At 66.8% G+C, this 26,574-nt stretch carries 28 protein-coding genes, 1 pseudogene and 1 riboswitch; of the genes and pseudogenes, 17 read left to right on the plus strand and 12 right to left on the minus strand.

The window, feature by feature from the left end:
* Nucleotides 1-29: 29 nt before the first annotated feature.
* From E4341_RS05600 to E4341_RS05610, 3 genes and pseudogenes are all read left to right on the plus strand, one after another.
* Entirely contained in the window at nt 30-2,153 is a 2,124-nt protein-coding gene (locus tag E4341_RS05600) for a TonB-dependent receptor (RefSeq protein WP_370458469.1), read from the plus strand.
* A pseudogene (locus E4341_RS05605) lies at nt 2,063-3,255 on the plus strand (PepSY-associated TM helix domain-containing protein). The gene E4341_RS05600 and the pseudogene E4341_RS05605 overlap by 91 nt, the downstream one beginning before the upstream one ends.
* Complete coding sequence (locus E4341_RS05610) at nt 3,252-3,449, plus strand: hypothetical protein (protein ID WP_205751368.1); 198 nt, start codon at nt 3,252-3,254, stop codon at nt 3,447-3,449. The pseudogene E4341_RS05605 and the gene E4341_RS05610 overlap by 4 nt, the downstream one beginning before the upstream one ends.
* Here E4341_RS05610 and erpA read toward each other — a convergent pair.
* Nucleotides 3,433-3,750 carry an iron-sulfur cluster insertion protein ErpA gene (gene erpA / locus E4341_RS05615; protein ID WP_165118588.1) on the minus strand — a complete coding sequence of 106 codons (318 nt, stop codon included), beginning with the start codon at nt 3,748-3,750 and terminating at the stop codon, nt 3,433-3,435. The genes E4341_RS05610 and erpA overlap by 17 nt on opposite strands.
* A gap of 141 nt (nt 3,751-3,891) precedes the next feature.
* On the opposite strand from erpA, the gene E4341_RS05620 reads away from it, so the two are divergent.
* The 6 genes from E4341_RS05620 to E4341_RS05645 all read left to right on the plus strand — a co-directional run bounded on the left by E4341_RS05620 (nt 3,892) and on the right by E4341_RS05645 (nt 10,129).
* Nucleotides 3,892-5,082: a deoxyguanosinetriphosphate triphosphohydrolase gene (locus tag E4341_RS05620; protein ID WP_165115807.1), complete on the plus strand. Its 1,191-nt coding sequence runs from the start codon at nt 3,892-3,894 to the stop codon at nt 5,080-5,082.
* A gap of 76 nt (nt 5,083-5,158) precedes the next feature.
* A complete protein-coding gene (locus E4341_RS05625; RefSeq protein WP_165115809.1) occupies nt 5,159-5,935 on the plus strand; it encodes an SPOR domain-containing protein in 777 nt (258 codons plus the stop codon).
* Nucleotides 5,932-6,981, plus strand: a complete 1,050-nt coding sequence (gene nagZ / locus E4341_RS05630; protein ID WP_165115811.1) for a beta-N-acetylhexosaminidase — start codon at nt 5,932-5,934, stop codon at nt 6,979-6,981. The genes E4341_RS05625 and nagZ overlap by 4 nt, the downstream gene beginning before the upstream one ends.
* 6 nt (nt 6,982-6,987) lie before the next feature.
* Nucleotides 6,988-7,806 (plus strand): ScpA family protein, encoded by an 819-nt coding sequence (locus E4341_RS05635; RefSeq protein WP_045810344.1) that lies wholly within the window; start codon nt 6,988-6,990, stop codon nt 7,804-7,806.
* The gene (gene scpB, locus E4341_RS05640) at nt 7,803-8,483 is read left to right on the plus strand and encodes an SMC-Scp complex subunit ScpB (RefSeq protein ID WP_055804017.1); all 681 of its coding nucleotides are present in this window, start codon (nt 7,803-7,805) and stop codon (nt 8,481-8,483) included. Before E4341_RS05635 ends, scpB begins: the two co-directional genes overlap by 4 nt.
* Nucleotides 8,484-8,590: 107 nt before the next feature.
* Nucleotides 8,591-10,129: an ATP-binding protein gene (locus E4341_RS05645; protein ID WP_240893657.1), complete on the plus strand. Its 1,539-nt coding sequence runs from the start codon at nt 8,591-8,593 to the stop codon at nt 10,127-10,129.
* Here the strand turns inward: E4341_RS05645 and ispH are convergent.
* A complete protein-coding gene (ispH, locus tag E4341_RS05650; RefSeq protein ID WP_165115815.1) occupies nt 10,126-11,097 on the minus strand; it encodes a 4-hydroxy-3-methylbut-2-enyl diphosphate reductase in 972 nt (323 codons plus the stop codon). The two genes, E4341_RS05645 and ispH, sit on opposite strands and share 4 nt — an antisense overlap.
* Before the next feature lie 251 nt (nt 11,098-11,348).
* On the opposite strand from ispH, the gene E4341_RS05655 reads away from it, so the two are divergent.
* From E4341_RS05655 to E4341_RS05675, 5 genes are all read left to right on the plus strand, one after another.
* On the plus strand, nt 11,349-11,708 hold the full coding sequence (locus E4341_RS05655; RefSeq protein WP_017505296.1) for an AtpZ/AtpI family protein: 360 nt from the start codon (nt 11,349-11,351) through the stop codon (nt 11,706-11,708).
* Nucleotides 11,709-11,714: 6 nt separating this feature from the next.
* Complete coding sequence (locus E4341_RS05660) at nt 11,715-12,500, plus strand: F0F1 ATP synthase subunit A (RefSeq protein WP_017505297.1); 786 nt, start codon at nt 11,715-11,717, stop codon at nt 12,498-12,500.
* Between the two features lie 58 nt (nt 12,501-12,558).
* Nucleotides 12,559-12,783, plus strand: a complete 225-nt coding sequence (locus E4341_RS05665; RefSeq protein WP_017505298.1) for a F0F1 ATP synthase subunit C — start codon at nt 12,559-12,561, stop codon at nt 12,781-12,783.
* A 68-nt stretch (nt 12,784-12,851) separates the two neighbouring features.
* Nucleotides 12,852-13,424 carry a hypothetical protein gene (locus E4341_RS05670; protein ID WP_165115817.1) on the plus strand — a complete coding sequence of 191 codons (573 nt, stop codon included), beginning with the start codon at nt 12,852-12,854 and terminating at the stop codon, nt 13,422-13,424.
* The gene (locus tag E4341_RS05675; RefSeq protein WP_017505300.1) at nt 13,424-13,939 is read left to right on the plus strand and encodes a F0F1 ATP synthase subunit B; all 516 of its coding nucleotides are present in this window, start codon (nt 13,424-13,426) and stop codon (nt 13,937-13,939) included. The genes E4341_RS05670 and E4341_RS05675 overlap by 1 nt, the downstream gene beginning before the upstream one ends.
* A 76-nt stretch (nt 13,940-14,015) precedes the next feature.
* On the opposite strand, the gene E4341_RS05680 is transcribed toward E4341_RS05675, so the two are convergent.
* The 7 genes from E4341_RS05680 to gcvT form a co-directional block, all read right to left on the minus strand.
* Complete coding sequence (locus E4341_RS05680; RefSeq protein ID WP_165115819.1) at nt 14,016-14,486, minus strand: DUF6789 family protein; 471 nt, start codon at nt 14,484-14,486, stop codon at nt 14,016-14,018.
* Nucleotides 14,487-14,618: 132 nt separating this feature from the next.
* On the minus strand, nt 14,619-15,023 hold the full coding sequence (locus E4341_RS05685; RefSeq protein WP_240893626.1) for a PGPGW domain-containing protein: 405 nt from the start codon (nt 15,021-15,023) through the stop codon (nt 14,619-14,621).
* Nucleotides 15,024-15,234: 211 nt separating this feature from the next.
* Nucleotides 15,235-16,152: an SDR family oxidoreductase gene (locus E4341_RS05690; protein ID WP_165115821.1), complete on the minus strand. Its 918-nt coding sequence runs from the start codon at nt 16,150-16,152 to the stop codon at nt 15,235-15,237.
* A gap of 66 nt (nt 16,153-16,218) precedes the next feature.
* The gene (gene gcvPB, locus E4341_RS05695) at nt 16,219-17,787 is read right to left on the minus strand and encodes an aminomethyl-transferring glycine dehydrogenase subunit GcvPB (protein WP_165115823.1); all 1,569 of its coding nucleotides are present in this window, start codon (nt 17,785-17,787) and stop codon (nt 16,219-16,221) included.
* Nucleotides 17,788-17,799: 12 nt separating this feature from the next.
* Entirely contained in the window at nt 17,800-19,146 is a 1,347-nt protein-coding gene (gene gcvPA, locus E4341_RS05700; protein WP_165115825.1) for an aminomethyl-transferring glycine dehydrogenase subunit GcvPA, read from the minus strand.
* A gap of 62 nt (nt 19,147-19,208) precedes the next feature.
* Entirely contained in the window at nt 19,209-19,574 is a 366-nt protein-coding gene (gene gcvH, locus E4341_RS05705; protein ID WP_045810337.1) for a glycine cleavage system protein GcvH, read from the minus strand.
* 11 nt (nt 19,575-19,585) lie between these two features.
* Nucleotides 19,586-20,698 carry a glycine cleavage system aminomethyltransferase GcvT gene (gene gcvT / locus E4341_RS05710; RefSeq protein WP_165115827.1) on the minus strand — a complete coding sequence of 371 codons (1,113 nt, stop codon included), beginning with the start codon at nt 20,696-20,698 and terminating at the stop codon, nt 19,586-19,588.
* Between the two features lie 143 nt (nt 20,699-20,841).
* A riboswitch (glycine riboswitch) is annotated at nt 20,842-20,939 on the minus strand.
* A 105-nt stretch (nt 20,940-21,044) separates the two neighbouring features.
* Between gcvT and E4341_RS05715 the strand changes: the two genes are divergently transcribed.
* From E4341_RS05715 to pncA, 3 genes are all read left to right on the plus strand, one after another.
* Nucleotides 21,045-22,082 carry an alpha/beta hydrolase gene (locus E4341_RS05715; protein WP_165115829.1) on the plus strand — a complete coding sequence of 346 codons (1,038 nt, stop codon included), beginning with the start codon at nt 21,045-21,047 and terminating at the stop codon, nt 22,080-22,082.
* Between the two features lie 219 nt (nt 22,083-22,301).
* The gene (locus tag E4341_RS05720) at nt 22,302-23,267 is read left to right on the plus strand and encodes a class 1 fructose-bisphosphatase (protein WP_165115831.1); all 966 of its coding nucleotides are present in this window, start codon (nt 22,302-22,304) and stop codon (nt 23,265-23,267) included.
* Complete coding sequence (gene pncA / locus E4341_RS05725; RefSeq protein ID WP_165115833.1) at nt 23,267-23,887, plus strand: bifunctional nicotinamidase/pyrazinamidase; 621 nt, start codon at nt 23,267-23,269, stop codon at nt 23,885-23,887. The genes E4341_RS05720 and pncA overlap by 1 nt, the downstream gene beginning before the upstream one ends.
* 6 nt (nt 23,888-23,893) lie before the next feature.
* On the opposite strand, the gene E4341_RS05730 is transcribed toward pncA, so the two are convergent.
* The 3 genes from E4341_RS05730 to E4341_RS05740 form a co-directional block, all read right to left on the minus strand.
* Nucleotides 23,894-25,183: a type VI secretion protein ImpB gene (locus E4341_RS05730; RefSeq protein ID WP_240893627.1), complete on the minus strand. Its 1,290-nt coding sequence runs from the start codon at nt 25,181-25,183 to the stop codon at nt 23,894-23,896.
* A gap of 65 nt (nt 25,184-25,248) precedes the next feature.
* Nucleotides 25,249-25,569, minus strand: coding sequence for a hypothetical protein (locus tag E4341_RS05735; protein WP_165115837.1), 321 nt, complete (start codon nt 25,567-25,569; stop codon nt 25,249-25,251).
* The gene (locus E4341_RS05740) at nt 25,566-26,573 is read right to left on the minus strand and encodes an adenosine deaminase (RefSeq protein ID WP_165115839.1); all 1,008 of its coding nucleotides are present in this window, start codon (nt 26,571-26,573) and stop codon (nt 25,566-25,568) included. The genes E4341_RS05735 and E4341_RS05740 overlap by 4 nt, the downstream gene beginning before the upstream one ends.
* Nucleotide 26,574 lies beyond the last annotated feature (1 nt).

Raw genomic sequence — 26,574 nt, forward strand, 5'->3', positions numbered from 1 at the left:
CCGTTCTTTTGACCGCTAGCGCCCTTGCAATGACGCTCGCCTCGCCGGCCCTGGCGCAGCAGGCGACGGCTCCGGCGGAGCTGGGGGAGATCGTCGTGACGGGATCGCAGGTGCGGCTGACGGACCCGGCGGCGGGCGGTCAGGTGGCGCGCGGGGGACGCATCGGTCTGCTGGGCAATCTGGGCGTGATGGACACGCCGTTCTCGACCGCCAACTACACCGAAAAGCTGGTGCGTGATCAGCAGGCGCGCGGCATCGGCGACGTGCTGCAGAACGACCCGACGGTGCGTGTGTCCAAGGGCTTCGGCAACTTCCAGGAGCTGTATGTCGTTCGCGGTTTTCCGGTCTATTCGGACGACATGAGCTACAACGGCCTCTATGGCGTCTTGCCGCGCCAGTTCGTGGCGGCCGAACTGGTGGAGCGGGTCGAGGTGTTTCGCGGCGCCTCCACCTTCCTGAACGGCGCTGCGCCAGGCGGAACGGGGGTCGGCGGCGCCTTCAACCTGACACCGAAGCGGGCGGGCGACGCCCCCCTGACGCGCCTGACCGGGGGCGTGTCGGGCCGTGACGAAATCTACGCCGCCGCCGACCTGGCCCGCCGTTTCGGCGACGAAGGCGAATGGGGCGCGCGCCTGAATATCGCCAGCCGTGCGGGCGAAAGCGCCGTCGAGGACGAGACCGGCCAACTGCGGGTCGTCGGCCTTGGACTGGACCGCCGAGGCGATCGCGCCCGGTTTTCGGCCGATCTGGGCTGGCAAGACCACCGGATCGACGCGCCCCGTCCCAGCGTGACGCCGGGAACCGCCATCCCGGTCGCGCCCTCGGCCGACAAGAACTTCGCCCAGCGCTGGACCTACACCGACGAGGAGCAACTGTTCGGCGCCGTGCGCGGCGAGCTCGACCTGACCGACAGCATCAGCGCCTGGGCCGCTTTCGGCGGGCGTCAGGGCGAGGAAGACAACAGCCTGGCCAATCCGCGCGCCGATGCGGCGGGCGCGATCCGCGGCTATCGCTTCGACAATATACGCGAGGACACGGTGTGGTCGGGCGACATCGGCGTGCGCGCCGACCTGACGACCGGCCCGATCAACCATCGTCTGGTCGCCTCGGCCTCGCAGATCCAGTCCAAGTCCAAGAACGCCTGGGCGGCGTCGAGCTTCGCCGGCTATGCGATGGGGACGCTGACCAATCCGCTGTTGTCGCCGGCGCCGGCCATCGGCAGCGTCTCGGGCGATCTGGATGATCCCAACGTCACCGAGCGGGTCAAGAACACCAGTTTCGCCGTCGCCGATGTGCTGTCCTTCCTGGATGGACGGCTGCTGGCGACCGTCGGCGTCCGCTATCAGGAGATCGAGACCCGATCCTATGCCTATGCCGACGGCGCATTCACGTCGGGCTATTCCAGCGACGCGACGACGCCGGCCTTCGCCGTGGTCTACAAGCCCAGCGACACGATCTCGCTGTACGCCAACTATGCCGAAGCCCTGGTTCCGGGCACGACCGCGCCGACAGTGGTCAATGGCGTGACGGTTTCGAACGGCGGCGAAGTGCTGTCGCCGTTCCGCGCCGAGCAGGCCGAGATCGGCGCCAAGTACGACGCCGGTTCATATGGCGGCACGCTGAGCGTCTTCCGCACGACCCTGCCCAGCGCCTTTTTCGATCCGAATACCGCTGTCTATTCGGACGGCGGCGAGCAGGAGAACAAGGGCGTCGAGCTGACGGTCTATGGCGAACCGGTCGCAGGCTTGCGTCTGATCGGCGGCGCGACATGGCTGGACGCCGAGATCAATCGGTCGCTGACCGCCGCCAATGCGGGCAAGTCCGCCATCGGCGTGCCGGACTTTCAGGCCAATCTGAACGTCGAATGGGACGTGCCGATGGTCAGCGGCCTGACGGTCGAAGGCCGGGCGATCCATACCGGCGCCCAGCCGGCCAATGCGACGAATACGCTGGAGCTGGAAAGCTGGACCCGGTTCGACGCCGGGGTCCGCTACGCCTTCGTGGCGGGCGACAAGCCGGTGACGCTGCGGGCGCGGGTGGAGAATGTCGCGGACGAGGATCAGTGGGTCGCGGTCGGCGGCTATCCGGGATCGAACTATCTGACGCTGGGCGCGCCGCGGACCTTGCGTCTGTCGGTCTCGACCGAGTTCTGATCCGCGTCGGCCGATGCACGCCCGGACGATCCGCGCCTGGACCTGGACGCACAAGTGGTCGAGCCTGATCTCGACCCTGTTCCTGCTGATGCTGTGCGTCACGGGGCTGCCGCTGGTGTTCAGCCACGAGCTGAATGAGGCGCTGCTGCATGAGCCATGGGCCCCGAAGAACCCGGACGGCCGACTGTTGACGCTGGATGAGGTACTGGCCGCCGGTCTGGCCAAACATCCGGGCGAGGTTCCGGCCTTCATGAGCTTCGACGAGGACCGGCCGGTGGTGAACGTCACCAGCCGCGCCCCCGACGCCCCGGCCGGCAAATACAGTTTCGAGCCCATCGACCAGACCAGCGGCGAGGGCGCGCCGCTGGTCGCCGGTCATCCGGTGATGGAGTTCCTGCTTCAACTGCATACCGACATGTTCCTGGGTCTGCCGGGAATGCTGTTTCTGGGCGCGATGGGGCTGTTGCTGGTCGTCGCCGTGGTGTCGGGCGTGGTGCTGTATGCGCCCTTCATGCGTCGGCTGCCGTTCGGGACCGTGCGGGTCAAGAAGGCGGCGCGGACGCGGTGGCTGGACTATCACAATCTGCTGGGCGTGGTGACGGCGGCCTGGGTGCTGGTGGTGGGGCTGACTGGTGTGGTCAACACCCTGGCCACGCCCATTCTGGCCTATTGGAAAGAGACGGCGCTGAAGGAGTTGACGGTCGCATACGATGCGCCGGCGCCCGCCCAAGGCCGGGCCTCGCTGGACGCGGCGGTGGAGCGGGCCAAGGCGGCGTTGCCGGGCATGAAGCTGCAGTTCGTGGCGTTTCCGGGAACCGACTATTCGACCGATCACCACTATGCCGTCTTCTTCCACGGCGACACGCCGCTGACGACGCATATGACGACGCCGGCCTTGATCGACGCGCGGACGGGGGAGCTGGCGGCGGTGGCGCCGATGCCCTGGTATGTGAAGACCCTGTCGCTGTCGCAGCCGCTGCATTTCGGCGACTACGGCGGACTGGCGCTGAAAATCCTGTGGGCGCTCCTGGACATCGCCACCATCGTGATCCTGGGGTCCGGTCTTTATCTGTGGCTGGGCAAGGGGAGACGGAAGGCGTGAGCCGTCGCCGTCACAACCCGAGGGATCTGAGCCTGTGGGCGATCTTCCGCGCGCCCATCGCCTTGTTCGCGCTCAGCCTGATCGGGCTGGTGGGCGCGCTGTTGCAGGATGGGGTTTGGGACTGGGTGTTTGCGGCCTTGCTGGCCTCGCCTATCCTGACGACCGGCTGGGCCGTCGTCAGATCGAGAAGCTGACGCCGCAGCCGCAGCTGGAGGCGGCGTTCGGGTTCCTGACCACGAACTGGGCGCCGGCCAGTTCATCGACATAGGCGATCTCGGAGTTCTTCAGGAAGGGAACCGAGACGAGGTCGATCAAGGCGGTCTGGCCGTCGGCCTGGATGCGCAGATCGTCGTCCTCGGCCGTCTCGACCAGCTCGAACCGATACTGGAAGCCCGAGCAGCCGCCGCCGTCCACCGCGACGCGCAGCATCAGGGTCTTGCCCTCGGCCGCGCCCAGCTTGGCCAGGCGCTTGGCGGCGCTGGCGGCCAGGACGATGCCTTCCGGCGCGCGCGTGGCGACGGTGAAGGCGGGTGTGGACGGTTCTGTGGATTGGACGGTGCTCACGGCTGTCTATATGAGGCGGGCAGGGCCGTTCGCAAAGGCCCCCCGCATCAAAGCAGCCTCAAAGTTGATGACTTGAGCCACACAGACCTCGCTTCCTACGCCGAACGGGCCGACCTGACCCAGGGCCGCCGCGTTTTCGAGCCCGCCAGCCGCACGCGCACCGCCTTTGCGCGGGACCGTGACCGCATCATCCATGCGACGGCGTTCCGGCGGCTGAAGGAGAAGACCCAGGTCTTCGTAGCGCATGAGGGCGATCACTACCGCACCCGCCTGACCCATTCGCTGGAGGTGGCGCAGATCGCGCGGTCGCTGGCCCATGCGCTGAGGCTGGACGACGACCTGGCGGAGACCATCGCCCTGGCCCACGACCTGGGCCATCCGCCGTTCGCCCACGCCGGCGAGGACGAGCTGGTGGTGCAGATGCGCGATCACGGCGGGTTCGATCACAACGTCCAGAGCTTCCGCGTCGTGACCGAGCTGGAGAACCGCTATCCGCAGTTCGACGGGCTGAACCTCAGCTGGGAGACCGTCGAGGGCGTCATCAAGCACAACGGCCCGGTGTCGCACCGGCTGGACGAGCCGGCCTGGTCGGTCGTGCGCCCCTATGCGGCGGGCGGCGAGGCGGGGTGGGACCTGCGGCTGGGGACGTTCGCCTCGCTGGAGGCCCAGTGCGCGGCCATCGCCGACGACATCGCCTATAACAATCATGACGTGGACGACGGGGTGCAAGCGGGTCTGATCACCCTGCGCGATCTGGATCAGGTGCCGCTGATCGGCCCGATGTTGGCCGAGGTGCGTCGCGACTGGCCCACGATCGACGACCGGATGCTGCGGATCGAGGCGGTGCGGCGGATGATCGGCGTCATGGTCGAGGACGTGCTGGCCGAGACGGCGCGGCGGCTGGAGGAAGACCGGATCGTCACGACCGAGGACGTGCGGATGGCCAGGCGCACGATGGTGGATTTCTCGCACGCCATGCACGTCGATCTGGCGGTGCTGAGGAAGTTCCTGTTCGAGCGGATGTATCGCCACTACCGCGTCAACCGAACCCGCAGCCAGGCGCGGCGCGTGCTGTCGCAACTGTTCGAACTGTTCATGGCCGAGCCGGAGGTGATGCCGCCGGAGTGGGGCGAACCGGCCATGACCCCGGACAAGACACAGCGGGCGCGCGCTGTGTGCGACTACATCGCCGGCATGACCGACCGTTACGCCATAGAAGTGCACCAGAAGCTGTTCAGCCTCGACCTCGCCCTCGATCTGTGATTCGAAAGATGCACGCGGGGGCGTAGAGTGATCGTTCGGCGCGCCGATTCGCGCCGACAGACGGCGGAGCGCGACCATGTCCTTTGAAGACGACAATAAACCCGGCCGGGGCGCCTATACGCCGCCGACCGACGACGACCTGCCGTTCCGCCGCAATAGCTACGATCCGCGCAGCGGCCGCAATGTCGGCTCGGGCGGAGGCAAGGCGCCGCCCGTGACATTGATCATCAGCGCGGTGGTCCTGCTGCTGCTGATCGTTGCGGTGATCTTCTTCTACCGTTCCGGCATGCGTGCCTCGACCGACGCGCCGCCGGCCGTGGGTCAGCCGGTCGGCGAGATGAAGACCGCCGCGCCCATCGACGCCCAGCCGATTGATCCGGCCGAGGGCGTGCGCGTCTATCGCGACGAGACCGAAACGACCGATGCGCCCGTGACCTTCACCCCGCCGCCCGAGGCGCCCCAGCCGCGTCCGGCCGCGCCGCCGACCGCCGCACCGACCGGACAGGGCCTGCCGCCCGCCAATACGGCGACGCCGGCCGTGCCCGCACCGCGTCCGACGACTCCGACTGCGCCCGTCGCTGCGCCGGCGACCAAGACTCCGGCCGCGACCGGCGGATCGGCCTCGGTCCAGATCGGCGCCTTCTCCTCGACCGAGATCGCGGACCGTGAGTACGCCGCCGTCGCCGGCCGCTTCGGCGCGTACGCCTCGGGCGCTGAAAAGCGGGTGACCGAAGTGACCTCGTCCAGCGGATCGACCCTGTACCGCACGGCCTTCTCGGGCCTGTCGCGCGAACGGGCGGTGGCCTTCTGCAATGCGCTGAAGGCGGCGGGCCGGGACTGCATCGTCCGGTGACGTCCGCCGCCATCTATGGCTGCCTGGGACATCGGCTGACGGAGGCCGAAAAGGCCTTCTTCGCCGAGGTCCGACCCTGGGGCTTCATCCTGTTCCGGCGCAATATCGACACGCCGGAACAGGTGCGGGCCCTGACCGACGAGCTGCGGGCGTCCATCGGCGATCCCGACGCGCCGATCTTGATCGACCAGGAAGGCGGTCGGGTCCAGCGGATGGGGCCGCCCCACTGGCCCAAATACCCGCCGGGCAACGCCTATCTGAAGGCGACGAACGAGCTGGCTCAGGCGCGTGAGCTGACGCGACTGGGCGCACGTCTGATGGCGCACGATCTGCGCGAGGTCGGGGTGACCGTTGATCTGCTGCCGGTGCTGGACGTGCCGGTTCCCGGCGCCCACGACATCATCGGCGACCGGGCCTATGGCGTCGATCCCGAGACGGTCGCCGTGCTGGGCCGGGCGGCGGCGGAAGGCCTGCTGGCGGGCGGGGTTCTGCCCTGCATCAAACATATGCCGGGCCATGGCCGGGCCTTTGCGGATACGCACAAGGATCTGCCGACGGTTCATGCCGACCTGGACACGTTGGACGCCTGGGACTTTGCCCCGTTCAAAGCTCTGTCGGACATGCCGATCGGCATGACGGCGCACATCGTCTTCACTGCAATCGATCGCAAACATCCGGCGACGCAGTCGAAGAAGGCCATTCGCCTGATCCGCGAGCGGTTGGGATTCGGCGGCCTGCTGCTGTCCGACGATCTGGTGATGAACGCCCTTTCGGGCTCGCTGACCCAGCGCGCTCACAAGGCGCTGAAGGCGGGGTGCGATCTCGTCGTCCACTGGAACGGCGATATGGACGAAATGCGCCAGGTCGCCGAGGGCGTCGGACCGCTGAAGGGCGGGGCGCGCCGCCGGGCGGAAGCCGCGCTGGCCCGGATCGTGCGGACGGCCGAACCGCTGGATCCCGTCGCGGGCCACGATCGCTTCTTCAAGGCTATGGGCGGTCGGATGGACGCCGCCAAGGGGCCGGATGTGGGTGAGGCGCAGGCCTAAAGACCTATGACGGAGTCTTTCCAGCCGAACCTGGATTTCAACGCCGAGGAGGTCGAGGAGCGCGAGGCCTTCGTCGTCGATCTGGAGGGCTATGAGGGACCGCTGCACGTCCTGCTGGCCCTGGCGCGAAACCAGAAGGTCGATCTGCTGAAGCTGTCGATCACCCAGCTGGCGGAACAGTATCTGGCCTTCGTGCACGAGGCGCGCAGGCGCAACTTCGCCCTGGCGGCGGACTATCTGGTGATGGCGTCGTGGCTTGCCTATTTGAAGTCGCGCCTGCTGCTGCCGCGCACCGACAAGGGCAAGGCCGAAGAACCGCCGGCTGAAGAGATGGCCGCCGCCCTGGCGTTCCGGCTGCAGAAGCTGGAAGCGATGCGAAAGGCCGTCGAGCAGCTGATGGCTCGGCCCCAGCTGAAGCGCGACGTCTTCACGCGGGGCGACCCCGAGGCGACGGTGATCGTGCCGTCGGATCGTATCGACGCCAGCCTGTACGAACTGATGAGCGCCTATGTGGTGCAGCGCCGGCGCGAGGAGGCCCGGCGCTATGCCCCCGGCCAGCGGGTCGAGGCCTTTCCATTGGAAGCCGCGCGCGACTGGCTTCGCGAGATCATGCCGAAGCTGGCGGACTGGACGCCGCTGGAACAGGTGGCGCCCCACCGTGAGGACGAGGAGGGGCCCAGCCAGGCCAGCTTTACGGCCTCGACCCTGTCGGCCAGTCTGGAGCTGGTGAAGGAGGGGGCGATGGACATCCGGCAGAGCGAGGCGTTCGCGGACCTGTATCTGAAGCGGCGGGGACCGGGTCAGCCGCTGGAGCTGACGCCGTGAGCGACCTGTCGTTCCAGCCCGACGAGGCCGAGATCGAACGGCGGGTCGAGGCCCTGCTGTTCGCCGCCGCCGGGCCGTTGACGGCGGCCGAGATCGCCGCGCGCCTGCCCGAGAACTGCAATGTCGCCCGCGCCATATCGGGTCTGCGCGCCCGCTATGAGGGGAGAGGGGTCGAGCTGGAGTGCGTCGCAGACCGCTGGCGCTTTCGCACCGCGCCGGACCTGGCCTTCATGATGACGCAGGAGCGCGAGGAGCCGCGCCGTCTGTCCAAGGCCGCGCTGGAGACCCTGGCCATCATCGCCTATCACCAGCCCGTCACCCGCGCCGAGATCGAGAGCGTGCGCGGCGTCAGCATCTCCAAGGGCACCCTGGACCTGCTGCTGGAGATGGGGTTCGTGCGGTTGCGCGGACGCAGGCGCACGCCGGGACGGCCCGTCACCTATGCGACCACCGACCGCTTCCTGGAGCATTTCGGCCTGGCGACCCTGTACGATCTGCCGGGCGTGCAGGAGATGAAGGCGGCGGGCCTGTTGGATCTGTCGCTGCCGGTCGGATTCGAGGTGCCGGATCCCAGCCGCGCCTCCGAGGCGGACGACGAGGACGGCACTCTGCCGTTGGACGACGAGGCGCCCGAGTTCGCCCAGGATTTCGTCGGCGAACGCGGCGGACCTGGATGATGTTCACGACGTCTTAGTCTGCGCACCTTAAGCCAGACCGTATGAGTGGCGTGACATCGAAGACGGGTTGGCGGGCGTGGAGCACGTTCAGGATCGCGTTGATCCTGATGCTGTCGTCCATCATCGGCATGGCTGGGGTTCTGGCGATCGTCAGTCGCGGCATTGACGCCCATCAGGCGCGCAAGGAAGAAGGTCTGGTGCGGCTGCGTCTGACGCGCGCGCTGGAGACCATCGGCGAAAACCTGACCACCGCCTCGGTCTGGGACGAGGCCGTCGATAGGATGACGGCGGGCGATGTAGTCTGGTACGACCGGAACTTCGGCGCCTTCTACGCCGCCCAGCACAAACACCAGTTCACACTGGGTTATGACGGGACCGGGCGGCTGTTTCGCATCAGCACGCTGGGCCGACCGGCCGAGACGCAGGTCGGCGAGCCATTCGGTCAGGCGGCCCGGCCGCTGATCGACGCGCTCCGGGCCGAGGCCGCCGGGCGCGACCGATCGGTCACCGCGGATGCCGGGGTGCGGCTGAAGGCGGCGTTCGTTCGCGTCGGCGACGACGTCTATGTGCTGGGGGCCTCCACGGTCGTACGGCATACGGCGGGCGGATCGACGCCGGCGTCAGATCCGATCGTCGCGTCGTTCAAACCGTTCGCCGGCGAGCTCAATCTCTTGCGAACGCGCTTGGCGCTGGACCGGATTCACTTCGAGCCCGGCGATGCAGAGCCGCCCAAGGGCATGATCGGCGTCGATGTTCGCGACGTCGGCGGCGCCCTGTTGGGGCGTGTCGTCTGGGCGCCGGAGCAGCCCGGCTATCAGATCTTGACCAAGGCCGGACCGTTGCTGCTGCTGCTCTTCATCGTGCTGCTGATCGGCACGGGGTCGCTGCTGTGGAACACGACGGCCGACGTTCGGCGCCTCAAAGCCTCGGAGGTCGCTTTGTCCGCGGCGCTGGAGCGGGCCGAGGCGGCGAACCGGGCCAAGACGCGGTTCCTGTCCAACGTCAGTCACGAACTGCGCACGCCCCTTAACGGGGTTCTGGGCATGGCCGAGATCATCGGGGCCGATCTGGTGACGCCGCAGCAGCGCGAGCGACTGGAAATCCTGAAGGCGTCGGGACGTCAGCAACTGAGGCTGGTCGAGGAGCTGCTAGACGTGGTGCGGCTGCGCGACGGGGCCGTGGCGCTGGAAACCCGACCGTTCCGGCCCGACAACCTGCTACAGCGGGTCGCCAACGACTTCCGGGGCGCGGCCGAGGCCAAGGGGCTGAAGATTTCGGTCGAGGCGGCCGAAGGCGAGTGGCTGGGCGACCCGGTTCATGTCGAAAAGCTGATGGCGGCGCTGACGGACAATGCGGTGCGGTTCACACGTACCGGCGGCGTGATGCTGCGCGCCGTTGCGGGCGCGGGTCTGGCCTTGGAGGTCGAGGACACGGGGCCGGGCATGGAGCCGGCGGAAGCGGCGCGCCTGTTCGAGGCTTTCACCCAAGGCGATGAAAGTGCGACGCGCACCGCCGAAGGGCTGGGACTGGGATTGACGGCGGCGCACGGTCTGGCGGCCCTGATGCGGGGAAAGATCGAAATCGTCACCGCGCCCGGCGCCGGCAGCACCTTCCGCGTCGTTCTGCCGTTAAAAGCGGTCGCCTAGGCCGTCAGCAGGCGCGGCAGTTTGAAGGTGACGGTTTCGCGCGCGCCGTCGTCTTCGGTCACGGTGGCGTCAAAGCGCGCCCGGATGGCGTCGACCAGTGCCTCGATCAGCGGCTCGGGCGCCGAGGCGCCGGCGGTGACGCCGACGGTGTTCACGCCGTCAAACCAGGACCAGTCCACCTGGGACGCATCGTCCACCAGATAGGCGGCTGGGGCGCCGGCGCGCATCGCGACCTCGACCAGGCGCACCGAATTGGATGAGTTCTTGGACCCCACGACCAGTACGAGGTCGCAACCCTCGCCCAGCGCCTTGACGGCGTCCTGGCGATTGGTCGTGGCGTAGCAGATGTCTTCCTTGTGCGGATCGGGCAGTTCGGGAAAGCGGCGCTTCAGCACCTTCAGGATGCCTGCCGTATCGTCCACCGACAGGGTGGTCTGGGTGGCGTAGGCGAGGGGCGCGTCGTCGGGGCGTTCGAACGATTCGGCGTCGGCCTCGGTCTCGACCAGGGTGATGGCGCCGGGCGGCAGCTGGCCCAGGGTGCCGACGACCTCGGGGTGGCCTGCGTGGCCGATCAGGATGATGTGGCGGCCGGCCGCATGATGACGTTCGGCCTCGACGTGGACCTTGGACACCAGGGGGCAGGTCGCGTCCAGGAAGACCAGTTCACGCGCCCGCGCCGTCGCCGGCACGGACTTGGGCACCCCGTGGGCCGAGAAGACGACCGGCCGGTCGTCAGGGCATTCGTCGAGTTCCTTGACGAAGACGGCGCCCCTGGCCTTCAGCCGCTCGACCACATGTTTGTTGTGGACGATCTCGTGGCGCACATAGACGGGGGCGCCGAACTTTTCGATCGCGCGCTCGACGATCTGGATCGCCCGGTCGACCCCGGCGCAAAAGCCCCGCGGGGTGGCCAACCTCACCGAAAGCGGGCGAAGCGGAGCGTTGGGGACAGGAACATGCGCATTCATGGCGGCGAACCTAGTCGTTTGCGGCGCTGACCGCCATCGGAGCCGAAGGGCGGATGCGACGGATTCTGTCGCCCGCAGCAGCGGCGCATCGTCACGGCGGGCGGGCGTGAATGGAAAGTCGATATTCTACAATGCGTTAGCGCATGATCACGACGCCTTGACCTGTAGGCCGCTCACGATTAGTTTCCGCGCCGAATTCAGACCCGTCCGGACGCACCGTCTGGACGCCGAACGCACAGGTCCTATCCCCCATGTCGGAATCGCGCGAAGAGGCGATCAAACGCCTCCAAGACAGCGCATCCGCATTGGAGGCGCGGACCACGGCGGAGAAATCCGCCGAACTGACCGGCCATCAGGTGTCGGGTCAGGCCTACAAGATCATCGCCGAGCTTCTCGGCGGCGTCTTCGTGGGACTGGCGTTCGGAGCGATCGCAGACTGGGCCCTCGGGACCCGTCCGTGGGGTTTGATCGGCGGGGTCCTTCTGGGCTTCGCCTTGTCGATTTACATGGCGCGTCGCACAGCCAACCGGCTGATGGCGCAGGCCAAGGCGCAAGGGACGACGGCTCCGGCCGAGCCCTACGTCGAGGCCGACGAAGACGGGGAACGATAGGGCTTCATGGCCGATCCGATTCATCAGTTTGCGATTCAGAAGGTCGTCGACCTTGGCGACGTCACCCTGCCTGTGCTGGGGACGGTCGATCTGGCGATCACCAATTCGCACATCGCCATGACGGTCGCCTTCGTGCTGATCGTCGGCTTCCTGGCCGCCGTGACCGCGAACGCCCAGGTCGTGCCCGGCCGGCTGCAAGCCGCCGGCGAGGGTCTGTTCGGCCTGATCGACAATCTGGCCGATTCCATCATCGGTCATGAAGGCCGCAAGTATTTCCCGTTCATCTTCACCCTGTTCATCCTGATCCTGGGCATGAACATTCTGGGTCTGTTCCTGACCTTCACGGCGACCTCGCAGCTGGCCATCACCGCCACCTTCGCCCTGATCACGTTCGGTCTAGTGCTGGTCGTCGGCTTCGCCAAGAACGGTTTGGGCTTCTTCAAGCTGTTCTGGCCTATGGGCGCGCCGCTGGCGCTGCGCCCGGTGGTCGGCCTGATTGAGTTCGTGTCTTTCCTGCTTCGCCCGGTCACCCTGGCGCTGCGTCTGTTCGGCAACATGCTGGGCGGCCACGTCGCGCTAAAGATCTTCGCCGGCTTCGTCGTGTCGCTGGGCCTTCTGGGCCTGGGCGGCGGCATTGGTCTGCTAGCCTTCCCGGTCGCGGCCCTGTCGCTGGGCATGGTCGTCGCCCTGACCGCTCTGGAGTTCCTGGTGGCCTTCCTCCAGGCCTTCGTCTTCGCCGTTCTGGCCTGCATCTATCTGAACGATGTGGTCAACCTGGACCACGCCCACTAAAGGGCCGGACCAGTCTCTTCACCCCAACCACCAACGACTTTAATCTAGGAATACAATCATGGACGCTGAAGCCGCGAAGTACATCGGCGCTGGTCTCGCCACCCTGGGCATGATCGGTTCGGCCCTGGGCGTGGGCAACATCTTCGGCAACTTCCTTGCCGGCGCCCTGCGCAACCCGTCGGCCGCCGCCGGCCAAGTCGGCAACCTGTTCGTCGGCGCCGCTCTGGCCGAAGCCCTGGGCATCCTGGCCTTCGTGCTCGGCATCCTGATGATCTTCGGCTGATATCAGTCGATCACGGCGCGCGGGGTTCGCCCGCGCGCCGCTTCATCTGATCCTGCAGTAGACGGTTCATGGCCAGCACCCACACCATCGACGCGGTCCCGCCTTCGGTCGAAGCGGACCTGCACGCCGAGACGGCGACCACCGCCGAGCACGGCTCGGGCGGCCTGCCGCAATTCCAGTTCGAACACTGGGCGGGCCAGATCGGCTATTTGCTGATCCTGTTCGTCATTCTGTACGTTCTCGTCTCCAAGGTCTTCGCGCCACGCCTTCGCAAGGTGATGGACGAACGGGCCGACACCATTTCCACCGCCGTTGCGACCGCACGCCAGGTTCAGGCCGAAGCCGCCGAACAGGCCGCCCAGGCTCAGGCGGAAGTCGCCAAGGCTCGCGCTGACGCCCGCGCCACGGCCGCCGCCGCCAAGGCGCGCGTGACCGAAGAGGCAAACGCCCGTCAGGCCGCCGAAGAAGCCGTGGTCAACGCCCGCATCGCCGAGGCGGAAGCCTCGATCGGCAAGACGCGCGACGCCGCCATGGCCAATGTCTCCACCATCGCCTCCGACACGACCGCCGCCATGGTCGAACGTCTGACCGGCAAGGCCGCGACCGCCGCCGAGCTGGCCGCCGTCAAGGGAGCCGCCTGATGAACCTGATCTTCGAACACGGCATCTGGAGCTTCGCCAATGCGGAGATCTGGGTCGGCATCGGCCTGATCATCTTCTTCGGCATCCTGATCGCCGCCGGCGTGCCCAAGATGGCCGGCAAGGCGCTGGACGCCAAGGCAGTCAAAATCCAGGCCGACCTGGACGAGGCCGCTCGCCTGCGCGCCGAGGCCGAAGCCCTGCTGGCCCAGATCCGCAAGGAGAAGGCCGAGGCTGAAGCCCAAGCCGCCGAGATGATGGCTCAGGCCGAAGCCGACGCCCGTCGCCTGGAAGTCGAGACCAAGGCCAAGCTGGAAGAAACCCTGGCCCGTCGTCAGAAGATGGCCGAAACCCGCATCGCCCAAGCCGAAGCCCAGGCCTCGGCCGAGGTGAAGGCCGCCGCCGCCGATCTGGCCGCCAAGTCGGCGGAACAGGTTCTGGCCGCGCGCCTCGCCAGCGGCGCCAAGGATCCGCTGCTCGACAGCGCCATCGCCCAGATCGGCGATCGCCTGAACTGATCAGGGTCGATCCTGAATGAAACAAGGCCCCCGACGTCGCCGTCGGGGGCCTTTTTCTTGGGCGATCAAGTCGTGATCAGTGGGCGTGTGCGCCGCCGATGATGGTCGCGCCCATCCGCTTGTCGCGCGCCACCAGCCGGGCATAGACGTTGCCCAGCACAATGCCGAAGACCGCATGGGTGATCAGCAGCCAGGCGAAGGTGCCGAAGCCCGCGCCGGCCGTGAAGGTGCGGTAGTTCCCGAACATCACGATGGCCGCCATCATGAGGATCCAGGCGCCGACGGCGAAGACGATGCCCTTGGTCTCGGGCGTGTCCGTCGGCAGGCGGGGACACAGGATGGCGAACAGCGGCCCCAGGATAAAGACGCCGCTGATGACATGGACGACCCAGCCGACGGCCAGATTGCCGGGCATGCCCATCATGCTGGCGATGACCCCCTGGAAGGGATCGAACCAGTTCAGGAACAGATTGGGTATTTCGAGCAGTGAGACGGCCACGGTCGCCGCAACTCCGGCGATCAGACCTTTTTGTACGCGTGACATCATGACCTTAGCGCCTCCCAACGCCTAAGTGGTTCTCTGATAACGCGCAGACAGGATACGCCTGACTTGGGAGAGCGGTGTTCACGATACTGTGGTTAGCGGTTGCAGCAACGCAACCGCGAAATCAGGCGCTAATCAGCGGAAGAGCTTGCGGAAATAACGCCGAATGTTCTTGCGGCCGCGCGAGAGGCGACGGCTGGAGCGTCTGGTGACAATCTTCTCGGCCCGCAGCGCCTGTTGCCAGAAGACCGGCGCGAACTCCGGCTTCTTTCGCATCAGGCGACGGAAGGGATAGACCCATTTCGGCCGCGCATATTGGGCGCGAATGAACTGGCGCTTGGCCCAGAACGAACTTTTCAGGATCAGCATCAGGCCGACGGCGATGACGGGAATGCCGCCCGGGCCGGGCAGGGGGGCGATCAAAATGCCCAGCAGCACGACGAACAGACCCCCGATCATCAGTGCCCAGCGCTTGACGACCCGCAGCGTCGAGGCGCGCGGTCTGTCTGAGCGGACGAAGGGAACGGGGAGTGAGGTCACGAATACGCCAGATGGGGAGGAGGATCGTCATGACAACGATCGCCACGGGCGCGCGATCCCTCGTCGGGAAAGGAAAAGGCGACCGTGACGACCTTGCCACAAGACCCCTTAACGCCCTGCGTCCATGGCGGATGGATGTCCGGCGGGTGAAGCTTTGGTCATGAAGGGAGGATCTCTCCGCGTCGTGTCGCGACGGACACGCTCCGCGCCGTCAGCCGTAGGTCACGCCCGTCAGACGCTCTGATTCCGCCCAGAGACCCCTGGCCACATCAGCGTCCTTGGCCTGGCGCTTGATCACCGCAACGCCGGGCGGGCCCTTCATCTCATAAAAGCCGGTGGGGCCGTAATAGCCGCCGGGCGTCGGGTCCGGCAGGGTCGCGGCCATCAGGATGGGCAGGGCGCCGTCCGCGGCCGAATGGCTGAGCACGGCCTCCAGCAGCCGGGCGCCGCGCGCGAACAGGCCGGGCTTGCCGGCATGGCCGTTGGCGATCAGGTCGGTTCGGGCGAAGCCGGGATGAGCCGCCACGCTGGTCAGGCCCCAGCCGTTAGCGTCGCTGCGGCGCTGAAGCTCCAAGGCGAACATCAGCATGGCCAGCTTGGACTGCTGATAGACAGGCCACGGGCTGTAGTGGCTTTGATAGTTAAGGTCATCCAGGCGGATATGGCCGCTGCGGTGGGCGACGCTCGACAGCTGGACCACCCGGGCCTTTGCCGCAATCAGCAAAGGCAGCAGGCGGCCGACCAGGGCGAAGTGGGACAGGTAGTTGGTCCCGAACTGCATCTCGAAGCCATCGACGGTCGTCTGGCGTGTCGGCAGGGCCATGACGCCCGCGTTGTCGATCAGGATGTCGATGGGGCGTCCCGTCGCCAGATACCGCTCGGCGAAGGCCTGGACAGAGGCTAGGCTGGCGAGGTCCAGCAGCTCGAACCGCACGGCCGCGTTCGGATGACGAGACCGGATCAGCCGTTCGGCCTCGGCCCCCTTGTCGGGATTGCGGGCCGCCAGCACGACCTCGGCGCCCTTGCCGGCCAGCACCAGGGCGGTTTCCAGCCCCAGCCCGCCGGTCGCGCCGGTGACGATGGCCAGTCGGCCGGATAGGTCGGGGATGTCGTTCGTCGTCCAGGTCATGGCCATGACCTAGCGATGGATCAGCCCCGCGTCAGCCCCTTCCCGCAGGAAGGGGCGACTTCGGGATCAGGCCGCTTTGTTGGAGCCTTCCGGCGCGGTCCAGCGCAGAACCGGCGAACGGGCCGCGCGGGTTTCGTCCAGACGTTTCAGCGGCGCGTGGAAGGGCGCGCCCTTGAAGCGATCGACGTCGCCGGCCTTGGCGGCCCCGGCCAGGGCGCGCATCGCTTCAATGAAGCGATCCAGCTCGGCCTTGGACTCGGTTTCCGTCGGCTCGATCAGCATGGCGCCGTGGACGACCAGAGGGAAATACATGGTCATCGGGTGGAAGCCGTCGTCGATCATCGCCTTGGCGAAGTCGAGCGTGGTGATGTCCGTGCCCTTCAGCCATTCGTCGTCGAACAGGGCCTCGTGCATGCAGGGGCCGTCGGGGAAGGCGGCCGACATCAAATCACCGAGCCGGGCCTTGATGTAGTTGGCGTTAAGGACGGCGTCCTCGGCGACCTGACGCAGGCCGTCGGCGCCGTGCGACATCATGTAGGACAGGGCGCGGGTATACATGCCCATCTGGCCCTGGAAGGCGCATAGACGGCCAAAGGCTTGCTCGGCCTCGTCCTCCTCGCGCTCGATCAGGCGATAGCCGCCGTCGTCATGCACGACCCAGGGGGCGGGCGCGAAGGGGGCCAAGGCTTCGGACAGGACGACCGGACCCGCGCCCGGACCGCCGCCGCCGTGGGGCGTCGAGAAGGTCTTGTGCAGGTTGATGTGCATCGCATCGACGCCCAGGTCGCCCGGACGAACCCGGCCGACGATGGCGTTGAAGTTGGCGCCGTCGCAGTAGAAATAGGCGCCGGCCTCATGCGTCAGGCGGCTGATCTCCAGGATGTCGCGCTCGAACAGGCCGCAGGTGTTGGGGTTGGTCACCATGATGGCGGCGACGTCGTCGCCCAGCTTTGCGGCCAGATCGGCCACATCGACGCGGCCGTCTTCGGTCTGGGCCACTTCGACCACCGAATAGCCGACGAAGGCGGCGGTGGCGGGGTTGGTGCCGTGGGCGCTGGTTGGCACCAGAACCTTGCGACGCTTCTCATGCTGGCCCGAGGCCTCGTGGGCGGCGCGGATCGCCATCAGGCCGCACAGTTCGCCGTGCGCGCCGGCCTTGGGCGATAGGGCGACGGCGGGCATGCCGGTCAGGGTCTTCAGCCAATGGGCCAGGGTGTCCATCAGCTCCAGCGCGCCCTGAACCGTCGAGATCGGCTGCAGCGGATGGATGTCGGAGAAGCCGGGCAGGCGGGCCATCTTCTCGTTCAGGCGCGGGTTGTGCTTCATCGTGCACGAACCCAGCGGATAGATGGCCAGGTCGATGGCGTGGTTCTTTTGGCTCAGGCGCACATAGTGGCGCATGGTTTCCGGCTCGGACAGGCCGGGCAGGCCGATCGGATCCTTGCGGACCAGGTCGCCCAGGTCGGAGCCGTCCGTCTTGGGTTCCGGCAGATCGACGCCGGTCTTGCCCCAGCCGTCGCCCTCGAAGATCAGGGCTTCGTTCTGCAACAGGCCGCGGCCGCCAGTCAGAGTGGCGGGCTTGGTCTGGACCTGGTTCGGGGCGGTCGGGCGGCCGACGGTGTTCATGGTGCTCATGGTCAGTATCCCTTACGCGCCGAGGACTTTGGAGAGCGACTTGGCGAGAATCTGGATGTCGGCATCCAGGGTCGTCTCGGTCGCAGCGACCAGCAGGACATCGTCCATGCCGGCGTCGGGGGCCAGGCGGCTGTAGGGCACGCCAGCCAGGACGTGATGGGCGGCCAACTGATCCACAACCTCGGCCGCGTTCTTGGGCAGGCGCACCGCGAACTCATTGAAGAAGCGGTCGGTCAGGACTTCGACGCCTGGAATGGCGGCCAGGGCGGCGCGCGTGGCGACGGCCTTTTCGTGGTTCAGCAGGGCCAGTTTGCGCAGGCCCGTCTCGCCCAGCAGGCTCATGTGGATGGTGAAGGCCAGGGTGCACAGGCCCGAGTTGGTGCAGATGTTCGAGGTCGCCTTGTCTCGGCGGATGTGCTGCTCGCGCGTGGACAGGGTCAGGACGAAGCCGCGTTCGCCGTCGGCGTCCACGGTTTCGCCGGTCAGGCGGCCGGGCATCTGGCGGATCAGCTTCTCGCGCGTGGCGAACAGGCCGACATAGGGACCGCCGAAGTTCAGGGCGTTGCCGATCGACTGGCCCTCGGCCGCGACGATGTCGGCGCCCATTTCGCCGGGCGACTTCAACAGGCCCATCGACACGGCCTCGGTGACCACGACGATCAGCAGGGCGCCGGCGGCGTGGGCGGCCTCGGCGATCTTGGTCACGTCGGTGGCCGTGCCGAAGACGTTGGGGGTCTGGACGACGACGCAGGCGGTGTCGGGACCGATCTGGTCGATCACGGCGGCCTCGGCGTCCACGGCGGCGGGCAGGGCCAGGGTTTCGACGCCGACGGCGTGAACCACGGTCTCGGTCGCCTTGATGTAGTGCGGGTGCACGCCGCCCGAGATCACCGCCTTGTTGCGGCGGGTCACGCGGGTCGCCATCAGCACGCCCTCGGCCATGGCGGTCGATCCGTCATAGAGGCTGGCGTTGGCGACCGGCATGCCGGTCAGGTTCGCGACCTGAGTCTGGAACTCGTACAGGTACTGCAGCGTGCCCTGCGCGATTTCCGGCTGGTAGGGGGTGTAGCTGGTCAGGAACTCCGAGCGCTGGATCACGTGGTCCACCGTCGCCGGGACGTGGTGCTTATAGGCCCCTGCGCCGCAGAAGAAGGGCACGGCGCCGGCCGTGGCGTTCTTGGCGGCCATGGCGGACAGGGCCCGCTCGACCTCCAGCTCGCCTGCGACGCGCGGCAGATCGACGGGGCCGTCCAGACGGGCGGCCTGGGGCACGTCGACGAACAGATCATCGATGGATTTCGCGCCGATGGCGGCGAGCATCGCCGTGCGGTCGTCGGGCGTCAGGGGGAGGTAACGCATGGTCGTGTCCTGGGCCATGAAAGGCTGAAGACCCGCTGACTAATCAGCGGGTCCGATGGGGCTTAGAGGGTGGCGAGGAAGGCGTCGTAGGCGGCCTGGTCCATCAGGGCGTCCAGTTGCGAGGCGTCCGAAACCTTGATCTTGGCGAACCAGCCGTCGGCCTCGGCACCCGAGTTGACGGTTTCCGGGGCGGTCGACAGGGCGTCGTTCGCCTCGACCACTTCGCCCGAGACGGGGGCGTAGACGTCCGACGCCGCCTTGACGCTCTCGACCACGGCGAAGCTGTCGCCCTTGGAGACGGTCTTGCCGACTTCAGGCACTTCGACGAACACCACGTCGCCCAGGGCGTCGGCGGCGTGTTTGGAGATGCCGACGGTGGCGATGTCGCCGTCCAGGCTGACCCACTCGTGATCCTTGGTGAACTTCATGGTCTGATCTCTCAGGCTTTGGGTTTGCGGTAATAGCGTTGGGCCACGAAGGGCATGGCGACGACTTCGGCGGCGGCGGTCTTGCCGCGCACGATGACCTTCAGCGCCGTGCCCAGGGCGGCATGGGCCGGCGGGACGTAGCCCATGGCGATGTTCTTGCCCAAGGTGGGGGAGGGGCCGCCCGAGGTGACCTTGCCGATCACGGCGCCGTCGGCGTCGGCGATCTCGGCGCCCTCACGGGCCGGGGCGCCTTCCTTGACGATCAGACCGACGCGAACGCGGGCGGGGCCGTCGGACAGTTCCTTGAGGATACGGTCGGCGCCGGCGAAATCGGCGCGTTCCTTGCGCGACTTGGACAGGGCGAAGGTCAGGGCGCCTTCGACAGGGGAGGTGGACGGGTCGATGTCGTGGCCGTGCAGCGGCAGGCCGGCTTCCAGACGCAAGCTGTCGCGAGCGCCCAGGCCGATCGGCTTGACGCGAGCGTCTTCCAGAATGGTGTTCCAGATGCGCTCGGCCTGGTCTGCCGGGACCGAAATCTCATAGCCGTCCTCGCCGGTGTAGCCCGAGCGAGACACATAGCAATCAGCGCCGAACAGCATCAGGCGGGCGCATTCCATGAAGCCCATTTCGGCCAGGATCGGCTCGTGCGCGGCCATGACCTCGGCGGCTTCCGGCCCTTGGATGGCGATCAGCGCGCGGTCCAGCACCGTCAGCTTGGCGTCGCCTTCAAGGTTCGCCTCCCAGAAGGCGAAGTCCTCATCCTTGTTGCCGGCGTTGACGACGACGAACAGGCCGTCGTGATCCGGCCGTCCGGCCATCAGGTCGTCGATGACGCCGCCGTCCTTGTTCAGCAGCAGCGAATACTTCTGCTTGCCGGCCTTCAGGATCGCGTAGTCGCCGGGCACGAACCGCTCGAACTGGGCGGTCGCATCCTCGCCGGTGATCTTGCACTGGCCCATGTGTGAGACGTCGAACAGACCGGCGTGTTCCCGCGTCCAGCGATGCTCGGCCAAAACGCCTTCGTACTGAACCGGCATGTCATAGCCGCCGAAGCCCACCATACGGGCCCCCAGCGTGCGGTGCGCGGCGTTCAGGGGCGTGGTCTTCAGGGTCTGGTCGGTCATGGTTCAGGCTTTCACGGTCGCGTGTTGTGGCGGAGCTCCGCCGTCCTCGCGCCCCCGCTGTCCTGAAGCCTGAGAGATTCCGGCGACCAAATCATGTCGCCTTGCTCCGTCGGCGCGCCCGAATGGGCGACTTTCCAGCGTCCGTATGCTTCGCGGTCCGTTTGCCTGAGCGTTTCCGGGGCGGTTGCGCCTTCGGCGTCGAACCCTGTTTCCAGCGCCCGATCTCTCCCGCGAGAGCGTGCGACCTAAGGCATCGACTCAAGCGCCAAGTCAAGCGGGCGGGGAACAAGGATGCGTGTGGCGGGTTGTCGTCCCGAACCCCGAAACCAAACCCAGGAATGCGAAAATGTCCATTATAGACAAGCTGTTCGGCGACAACGACAAGCCGCGCGACACGCCCGCCAAGGCCGATGGCCCGATGCAGAAGGTGCTGGACGAACTCGCGTCCCTCGGCGGCAAGCCCATCGAGACCCTGTCGCCAGAGGAGGCCCGTGGGCAGCCCACCCCGACCGATGCGGTGAAATCGCTGTTGCGCAAGGACGGCAAGGACCCCAGCGACGACATGGGCGTCAAAACCAGCGACATCACCATCCCCGGCGCCGCCGGCCCGATCCAGGCGCGCATCTACAAGCCGCACGACCATTCCGAAGACAAGCTGCACCCGGTCGTCGTCTATTTCCACGGCGGCGGCTTCGTGATCGCGGATCTGGACGTCTATGACGGCGGCCCGCGCGGCGTGTCCAAGATGGCCGATGTTATCGTGGTCTCGGTCCATTATCGCCAGGCTCCGGAACATCATTTCCCCGCCGCCCACGACGACGCCCTGGCCGCTTATCGCTGGGTGCTGGAGAATGCGCAGACCTTCCGCGGAGACCCGCAGAAGGTGGCCGTCATGGGCGAAAGCGCAGGCGGCAACCTGGCCATCGGCGTGTCGATGATGGCGCGCGACGCCGGCCTGGCCGCGCCCAAACATCAGGTGCTGGTCTATCCGGTCGCCGGCGTGGATATGGACAATGAGTCCTACGTCGAGAACGCCGACGCCAAGCCGCTGAACAAGCCGATGATGAAGTGGTTCGTGAAGCACATCTTCGCCAACGAGGCCGATGCTCAGGACCCGCGCATCAATATCGTCGAGAAGGCGAACCTGTCCGGCCTGCCCTCGACGACCGTGATCTGCGCCGAGATCGATCCGCTGCGCACCGAGGGCGAACTGCTGGCCGAGAAGCTGGAGCAGGCGGGCGTCGATGTGCGTCACAAGACCTTCAACGGCTCGACGCACGAGTTCTTCGGCATGGCGGCGGTCGTGCCGGATGCGGCGGCGGCCCAGACCTTCGCTGCGCATGAGCTGAAGCGCGCGTTCGGCACGGCGATCCTGCCGATCTGATGAGATGAGCCCTTCTCCCGTTGGGAGAAGGTGGCCCGAAGGGCCGGATGAGGGTCGGCCGGTGGGCCAGTTCGCACCGCCCGACCCTCACCCTTTCGCGTAAGACCGATCGCTGCGCTCTCGGGCGCTCAAGCCCTCTCCCAATGGGAGAGGGTTTTTCTTGCGGTGGCGCGTCTCGCCCGCCAAGAACGCAGCGACCCTCAGAACCGGACCGACCGCATGACCCGCACACGCCTTGACGCCCATATCGCCGCCCTGGATGCGCCCGAGGGGCTGAAGACGGTTCTGACCGTGGTCGCCGCCACCTGCGCGGACATCAGCAAGGTCGTTGCGGGCGGCGCCCTGGCTGGAGCATTGGGCGCATCGGGTCAGATCAATGTGCAGGACGAGGAGCAGAAGAAGCTCGACGTCATGACCAACGACATGCTGACCGAGGCCCTGCTGGCCAGCCCGGCCGTCGCCGGCGTCGCGTCGGAAGAGATGGACGAGGTCCAGCCGGCCTCCAATCCGGCCGGCGAATACCTTGTGCTGTTCGACCCGCTGGACGGTTCGTCCAACATCGACATCAATGCGCCCGTCGGCACCATCGTCTCTGTCCTGAAGTCCGCGACCGCGACACCGACCGAGGCTGATTTCATGCAGCCGGGCCGCAATCAGGTCGCCGCCCTCTATGCCGTCTATGGGCCGCAGACCATGCTGGTGCTGACGACGGGCGCGGGCGTGAAGGGGTTCACCCTGTCGAACGACGGCGACTGGATCCTGACGCACGACGACATCGCCATTTCGCCGGACACCAAGGAGTTCGCCATCAACATGTCGAACCTGCGCCACTGGGCCGAGCCGGTGCAGACCTATGTCGGCGACCTGCTGAAGGGTGACGAGGGGCCTAGGGCCAAGAACTTCAACATGCGCTGGGTCGCGGCCATGGTCGCGGATGTGCACCGCATCCTGATGCGCGGCGGGGTCTTCCTCTATCCCTGGGACCGGCGCGAGCCGAACAAGCCGGGTAAGCTGCGTCTGATGTATGAGGGCAATCCGATGGCCTTCCTGGTCGAACAAGCTGGCGGCAAGGCGACGACGGACGGACGCCAGGCCATTCTGGACGTGCAGCCCGAGCATCTGCACCAGCGCATCCCCGTCGCGCTCGGTTCGGCCAACGAGATCGACGCCTACGCAGGCGTCTGATGAGCGCCGCCCTTCTGGTCATCGATCCACAGAACGACTTCTGCGAAGGCGGCCGTCTGGCGGTGGCGGGCGGCGCGGGGATCATGCCGCTGATCAACCGGCTGTCGGCTCGGTTCGACCGGGTGATCGTGACCCAGGACTGGCATACGCCGGACCAGATCAGCTTCGCCTCCAACCACCCCGGCACGGTGCCCTTTACCGAGATCGAGGTCGCCTACGGTCGCCAGATGCTTTGGCCGGATCATTGTCTTCAAGGCACGCCCGGCGCCGACTTTCATCCTGATGCAGCGCCGACGGTCGACAAGGCCATGGCCGTGATCCGCAAGGGCTATAATCCGGCGGTCGACAGCTATTCCGGCTTCTTCGAGAACGATCACCGCACCCCGACGGGGCTGTCCGACCTGCTTCGCGAACTGGGCGTGACGCGCGTTTTCCTGTGCGGTCTGGCCTTCGACTACTGCGTCCGCTTCACGGCCGAAGACGCGGTTCGGGAGGGGTTCGAAGCCGTGGTGATCGCCGACGCCAGCCGGGCCATCGCGCCGCAAACCGAGGCGGTGGCCCAAGACAGTTTTCGGGCCTTGGGCGTGGCGGAAATCGCGGCGGCGTCCCTGCTGAGCTAGCCTGGCTCACTCCCAGAAATCCTCGGCCTCGGGGATGCGGGTGAAGGCGATCTTGGCGCCGATATAGTCGGGCAGGCCGGCCTTGGGACCGATGCTGACGGTGTCCTTGCCATAGCGGCGGTTCAGCGCATCCAGCGCCTGGGACAGGCGAAGAGAAGGAGCCTCGCCATCCTGATCCGGGCCGGCGGCGAACAGGTCCGTCTCGAAGGCGTCGCGGGATTTCAGGCCGTGCACCCCGACCCCGACATAGCTCAGGCGTCCCGCCTCCAACTCCGGCTCGACCTTGCGCCACAGACTGTCGAGCGCGGCCAGCAGGGCGAAGGTGTCCTGCGTCGGCGCGATGGGGCAACTCATCGCCGCCGTTTCCCAGCCGCGACGACCGCTTCGGGGCGTCGCCTTCGGCCCCATGTCCAGATGCAGGGTCAGGCTGGCGCCGGTCAGACCCATGCGCCGCAGACGCGCTCCGCACTTGACCACCAGCCGCCGCGCCACGGCCCGCGCCTTGTCCGGGGTCCGCATGGCCTGGGCCAGGACGTGGCTGTGGCTGATCGAGGCGGGCGGTTTTTCCGGGGTCGGCTCGCTGTCCAGACCGTGCAGGCCGCGCCAGATGCGTTCGCCCTCGATGCTGTTCCAGACCGCCCGGGCCTGTTTCGCGCTCATGTTCCAAAGGCCGGCCGTGTCGGTGACCCCCGCCGCCTGCAACCGGACCTGCATGCGCGAGCCGATGCCCGGATATTTCGACAGCGGCACGTCCAGCAAGGGACCGGGCAGCTCGTTGGCGCGCAGCACCGTCAACCCGGCGGGCTTCTGCATGCCGCAGGCGGTCTTGGCCAGGAACCGCGACGGCGCCAGCCCGACAGACGACCGCAGACAGTCGCCGACGTTTTGCAGGATGCCCGCCTGAATCCGGCGGGCCAGGGCGACGGCGTTCGCCTCCAGCCGTTCTGGACCCAGCAACTCGCAGGAACACTCGTCGATCGAACCGACCTTCCACACCGGAACATGGCGATCGATCTCGGCCATGATCTGCTGATGGATTTTAACGTAGAGGTCGGGGCGCGCCTCGGCGACGATAAGCTCGGGGCACAGTTTGCGCGCCTCGGACACCCGCATCCCCGTATGAACGCCCCAGGCCTTGCTCTCATAGCTGGCGGCGATGGCGCCGGTGTATTCGCTCATCGCCGGCCGCACGATGACCGGCTTACCCCGCCAGTCGGGGTTCATCTGCTGTTCGACGCTTGCGAAGAAGGCGTTCAGATCGACGAACAGCCAGCGGAGGTTCGCGCTGTCTTCCACCGGTGATCCTGTCCGCTCCATCGGCAGAACATACCAGGAACATGAAGCGATCTAAAGGGCGTCGATCACCAGATGACCAGGCTTATGACGAATGCAGCGAGGAAGGCCGCGGCGAGGACGAAAGCTACCCGCGCGACTTTGACGCAGCGCGTTATGAAGCGGCTCTTATAGTGACGGTGTGCGCCGGAAAAGATCGTCCTGAACGACGGCCCTATGCCGAAGTAAAAGACATTTCTCGAGAAGTCGTAGAAGTCCGGGGTCTTCCGGGGAACGAGCCCGTTTCGCCTTCTGTGGTCGGCCGCGAGATGTGCGCCCATGCTGCTGACCATGCCTGTCGCCAAGCTGAACCAGCCAGCGATGGCCAGAACGGCTTGAGCGGTATTCATCGCCTCGCGTAGGCATCAACCTCAGCCAGATAGGCCGCCTTCTCCGGCTCGCCCAGGAACGACCCCTCGAAGCTGTTCTTCGCCAGTTGCGTCACCTGATCGCGTGTCAGGCCGACGGCCTCAGCCAAACGGCTGTAGTTGTCGTTCACATATCCCCCGAAATAGGATGGGTCGTCCGAGTTCAGGGTGACGTGCAGGCCCCGCCGCAGCATCGCGGGGACGGGATGGTCCTTCAGGTCATCGACCACGCAAAGCTTCAGGTTCGACAGCGGGCAGACGGTCAGGGTCATCTGCTCGGCGACCAGCCGCTGGACCAGCGCCTCGTCCTCCATCGAGCGATTGCCGTGGTCCATCCGGTCGATGTTCAGCAGGTCCAGCGCCTCGTGCACATAGGCGGGCGGGCCCTCCTCGCCCGCGTGGGCGCACAGTTTCAGGCCCAGCTCACGCGCGGCGGCGAAGACGCGCTGGAACTTGGACGGCGGATGGCCGACCTCCGACGAATCCAGGCCCACGCCGATGAAATGGTGCAGATAGGGTTTGGCCGCCTCCAGCGTCGCGAACGCTTCCTCCTCGGTTAGGTGGCGCAGGAAGCTGAGGATCAGGCCGCTGGACACGCCCAGCTCCGCCTTGGCCCGGTCCATGCCTGCGATCAGCCCCTCCACCACCACGCCGAAGGGCACGCCTCGGTCGGTATGGGTCTGGGGATCGAAGAAGATTTCGGCGTGGCGCACATTATCCGCCGCCGCGCGCTGGAAATAGGCGAAGGCCAAATCCTCGAAATCCTGCCGCGTCAGCAGGACGGCGGCCCCCGCATAGTAGATGTCTAGGAAGTCCTGCAGGTTCGAGAAATCATAGGCCGCCCGCAACGCCTCGACGCTGTCGTAAGGAATGGACACGCCGTTCCGCTGCGCCAGTTCGAACATCAGTTCGGGCTCCAGCGAGCCCTCAATATGCAGGTGCAGTTCGGCCTTGGGCAGGCCGGCGATATAGGCGTCGAGCGACATG

The organism is Brevundimonas sp. 'scallop', assembly GCF_011045535.1.
Classification (GTDB): domain Bacteria; phylum Pseudomonadota; class Alphaproteobacteria; order Caulobacterales; family Caulobacteraceae; genus Brevundimonas; species Brevundimonas vesicularis.

What these genes read in the sequence shown, in the direction of transcription:
- E4341_RS05740 (WP_165115839.1), bottom strand. Translation starts at nt 26,573, where the DNA reads ATGTCGCTCGACGCCTATATCGCCGGCCTGCCCAAGGCCGAACTGCAC.
- E4341_RS05625 (WP_165115809.1), top strand. Translation starts at nt 5,159, where the DNA reads ATGTCCTTTGAAGACGACAATAAACCCGGCCGGGGCGCCTATACGCCG.
- E4341_RS05665 (WP_017505298.1), top strand. Translation starts at nt 12,559, where the DNA reads ATGGACGCTGAAGCCGCGAAGTACATCGGCGCTGGTCTCGCCACCCTG.
- E4341_RS05680 (WP_165115819.1), bottom strand. Translation starts at nt 14,486, where the DNA reads ATGATGTCACGCGTACAAAAAGGTCTGATCGCCGGAGTTGCGGCGACC.
- gcvT (WP_165115827.1), bottom strand. Translation starts at nt 20,698, where the DNA reads ATGACCGACCAGACCCTGAAGACCACGCCCCTGAACGCCGCGCACCGC.
- ispH (WP_165115815.1), bottom strand. Translation starts at nt 11,097, where the DNA reads ATGAATGCGCATGTTCCTGTCCCCAACGCTCCGCTTCGCCCGCTTTCG.
- E4341_RS05655 (WP_017505296.1), top strand. Translation starts at nt 11,349, where the DNA reads ATGTCGGAATCGCGCGAAGAGGCGATCAAACGCCTCCAAGACAGCGCA.
- gcvH (WP_045810337.1), bottom strand. Translation starts at nt 19,574, where the DNA reads ATGAAGTTCACCAAGGATCACGAGTGGGTCAGCCTGGACGGCGACATC.
- E4341_RS05715 (WP_165115829.1), top strand. Translation starts at nt 21,045, where the DNA reads ATGTCCATTATAGACAAGCTGTTCGGCGACAACGACAAGCCGCGCGAC.
- gcvPA (WP_165115825.1), bottom strand. Translation starts at nt 19,146, where the DNA reads ATGCGTTACCTCCCCCTGACGCCCGACGACCGCACGGCGATGCTCGCC.
- E4341_RS05735 (WP_165115837.1), bottom strand. Translation starts at nt 25,569, where the DNA reads ATGAATACCGCTCAAGCCGTTCTGGCCATCGCTGGCTGGTTCAGCTTG.
- E4341_RS05670 (WP_165115817.1), top strand. Translation starts at nt 12,852, where the DNA reads ATGGCCAGCACCCACACCATCGACGCGGTCCCGCCTTCGGTCGAAGCG.
- E4341_RS05660 (WP_017505297.1), top strand. Translation starts at nt 11,715, where the DNA reads ATGGCCGATCCGATTCATCAGTTTGCGATTCAGAAGGTCGTCGACCTT.
- E4341_RS05645 (WP_240893657.1), top strand. Translation starts at nt 8,591, where the DNA reads ATGCTGTCGTCCATCATCGGCATGGCTGGGGTTCTGGCGATCGTCAGT.
- gcvPB (WP_165115823.1), bottom strand. Translation starts at nt 17,787, where the DNA reads ATGAGCACCATGAACACCGTCGGCCGCCCGACCGCCCCGAACCAGGTC.
- E4341_RS05720 (WP_165115831.1), top strand. Translation starts at nt 22,302, where the DNA reads ATGACCCGCACACGCCTTGACGCCCATATCGCCGCCCTGGATGCGCCC.
- E4341_RS05675 (WP_017505300.1), top strand. Translation starts at nt 13,424, where the DNA reads ATGAACCTGATCTTCGAACACGGCATCTGGAGCTTCGCCAATGCGGAG.
- E4341_RS05600 (WP_370458469.1), top strand. Translation starts at nt 30, where the DNA reads ATGACGCTCGCCTCGCCGGCCCTGGCGCAGCAGGCGACGGCTCCGGCG.
- E4341_RS05690 (WP_165115821.1), bottom strand. Translation starts at nt 16,152, where the DNA reads ATGACCTGGACGACGAACGACATCCCCGACCTATCCGGCCGACTGGCC.
- E4341_RS05635 (WP_045810344.1), top strand. Translation starts at nt 6,988, where the DNA reads ATGACGGAGTCTTTCCAGCCGAACCTGGATTTCAACGCCGAGGAGGTC.
- pncA (WP_165115833.1), top strand. Translation starts at nt 23,267, where the DNA reads ATGAGCGCCGCCCTTCTGGTCATCGATCCACAGAACGACTTCTGCGAA.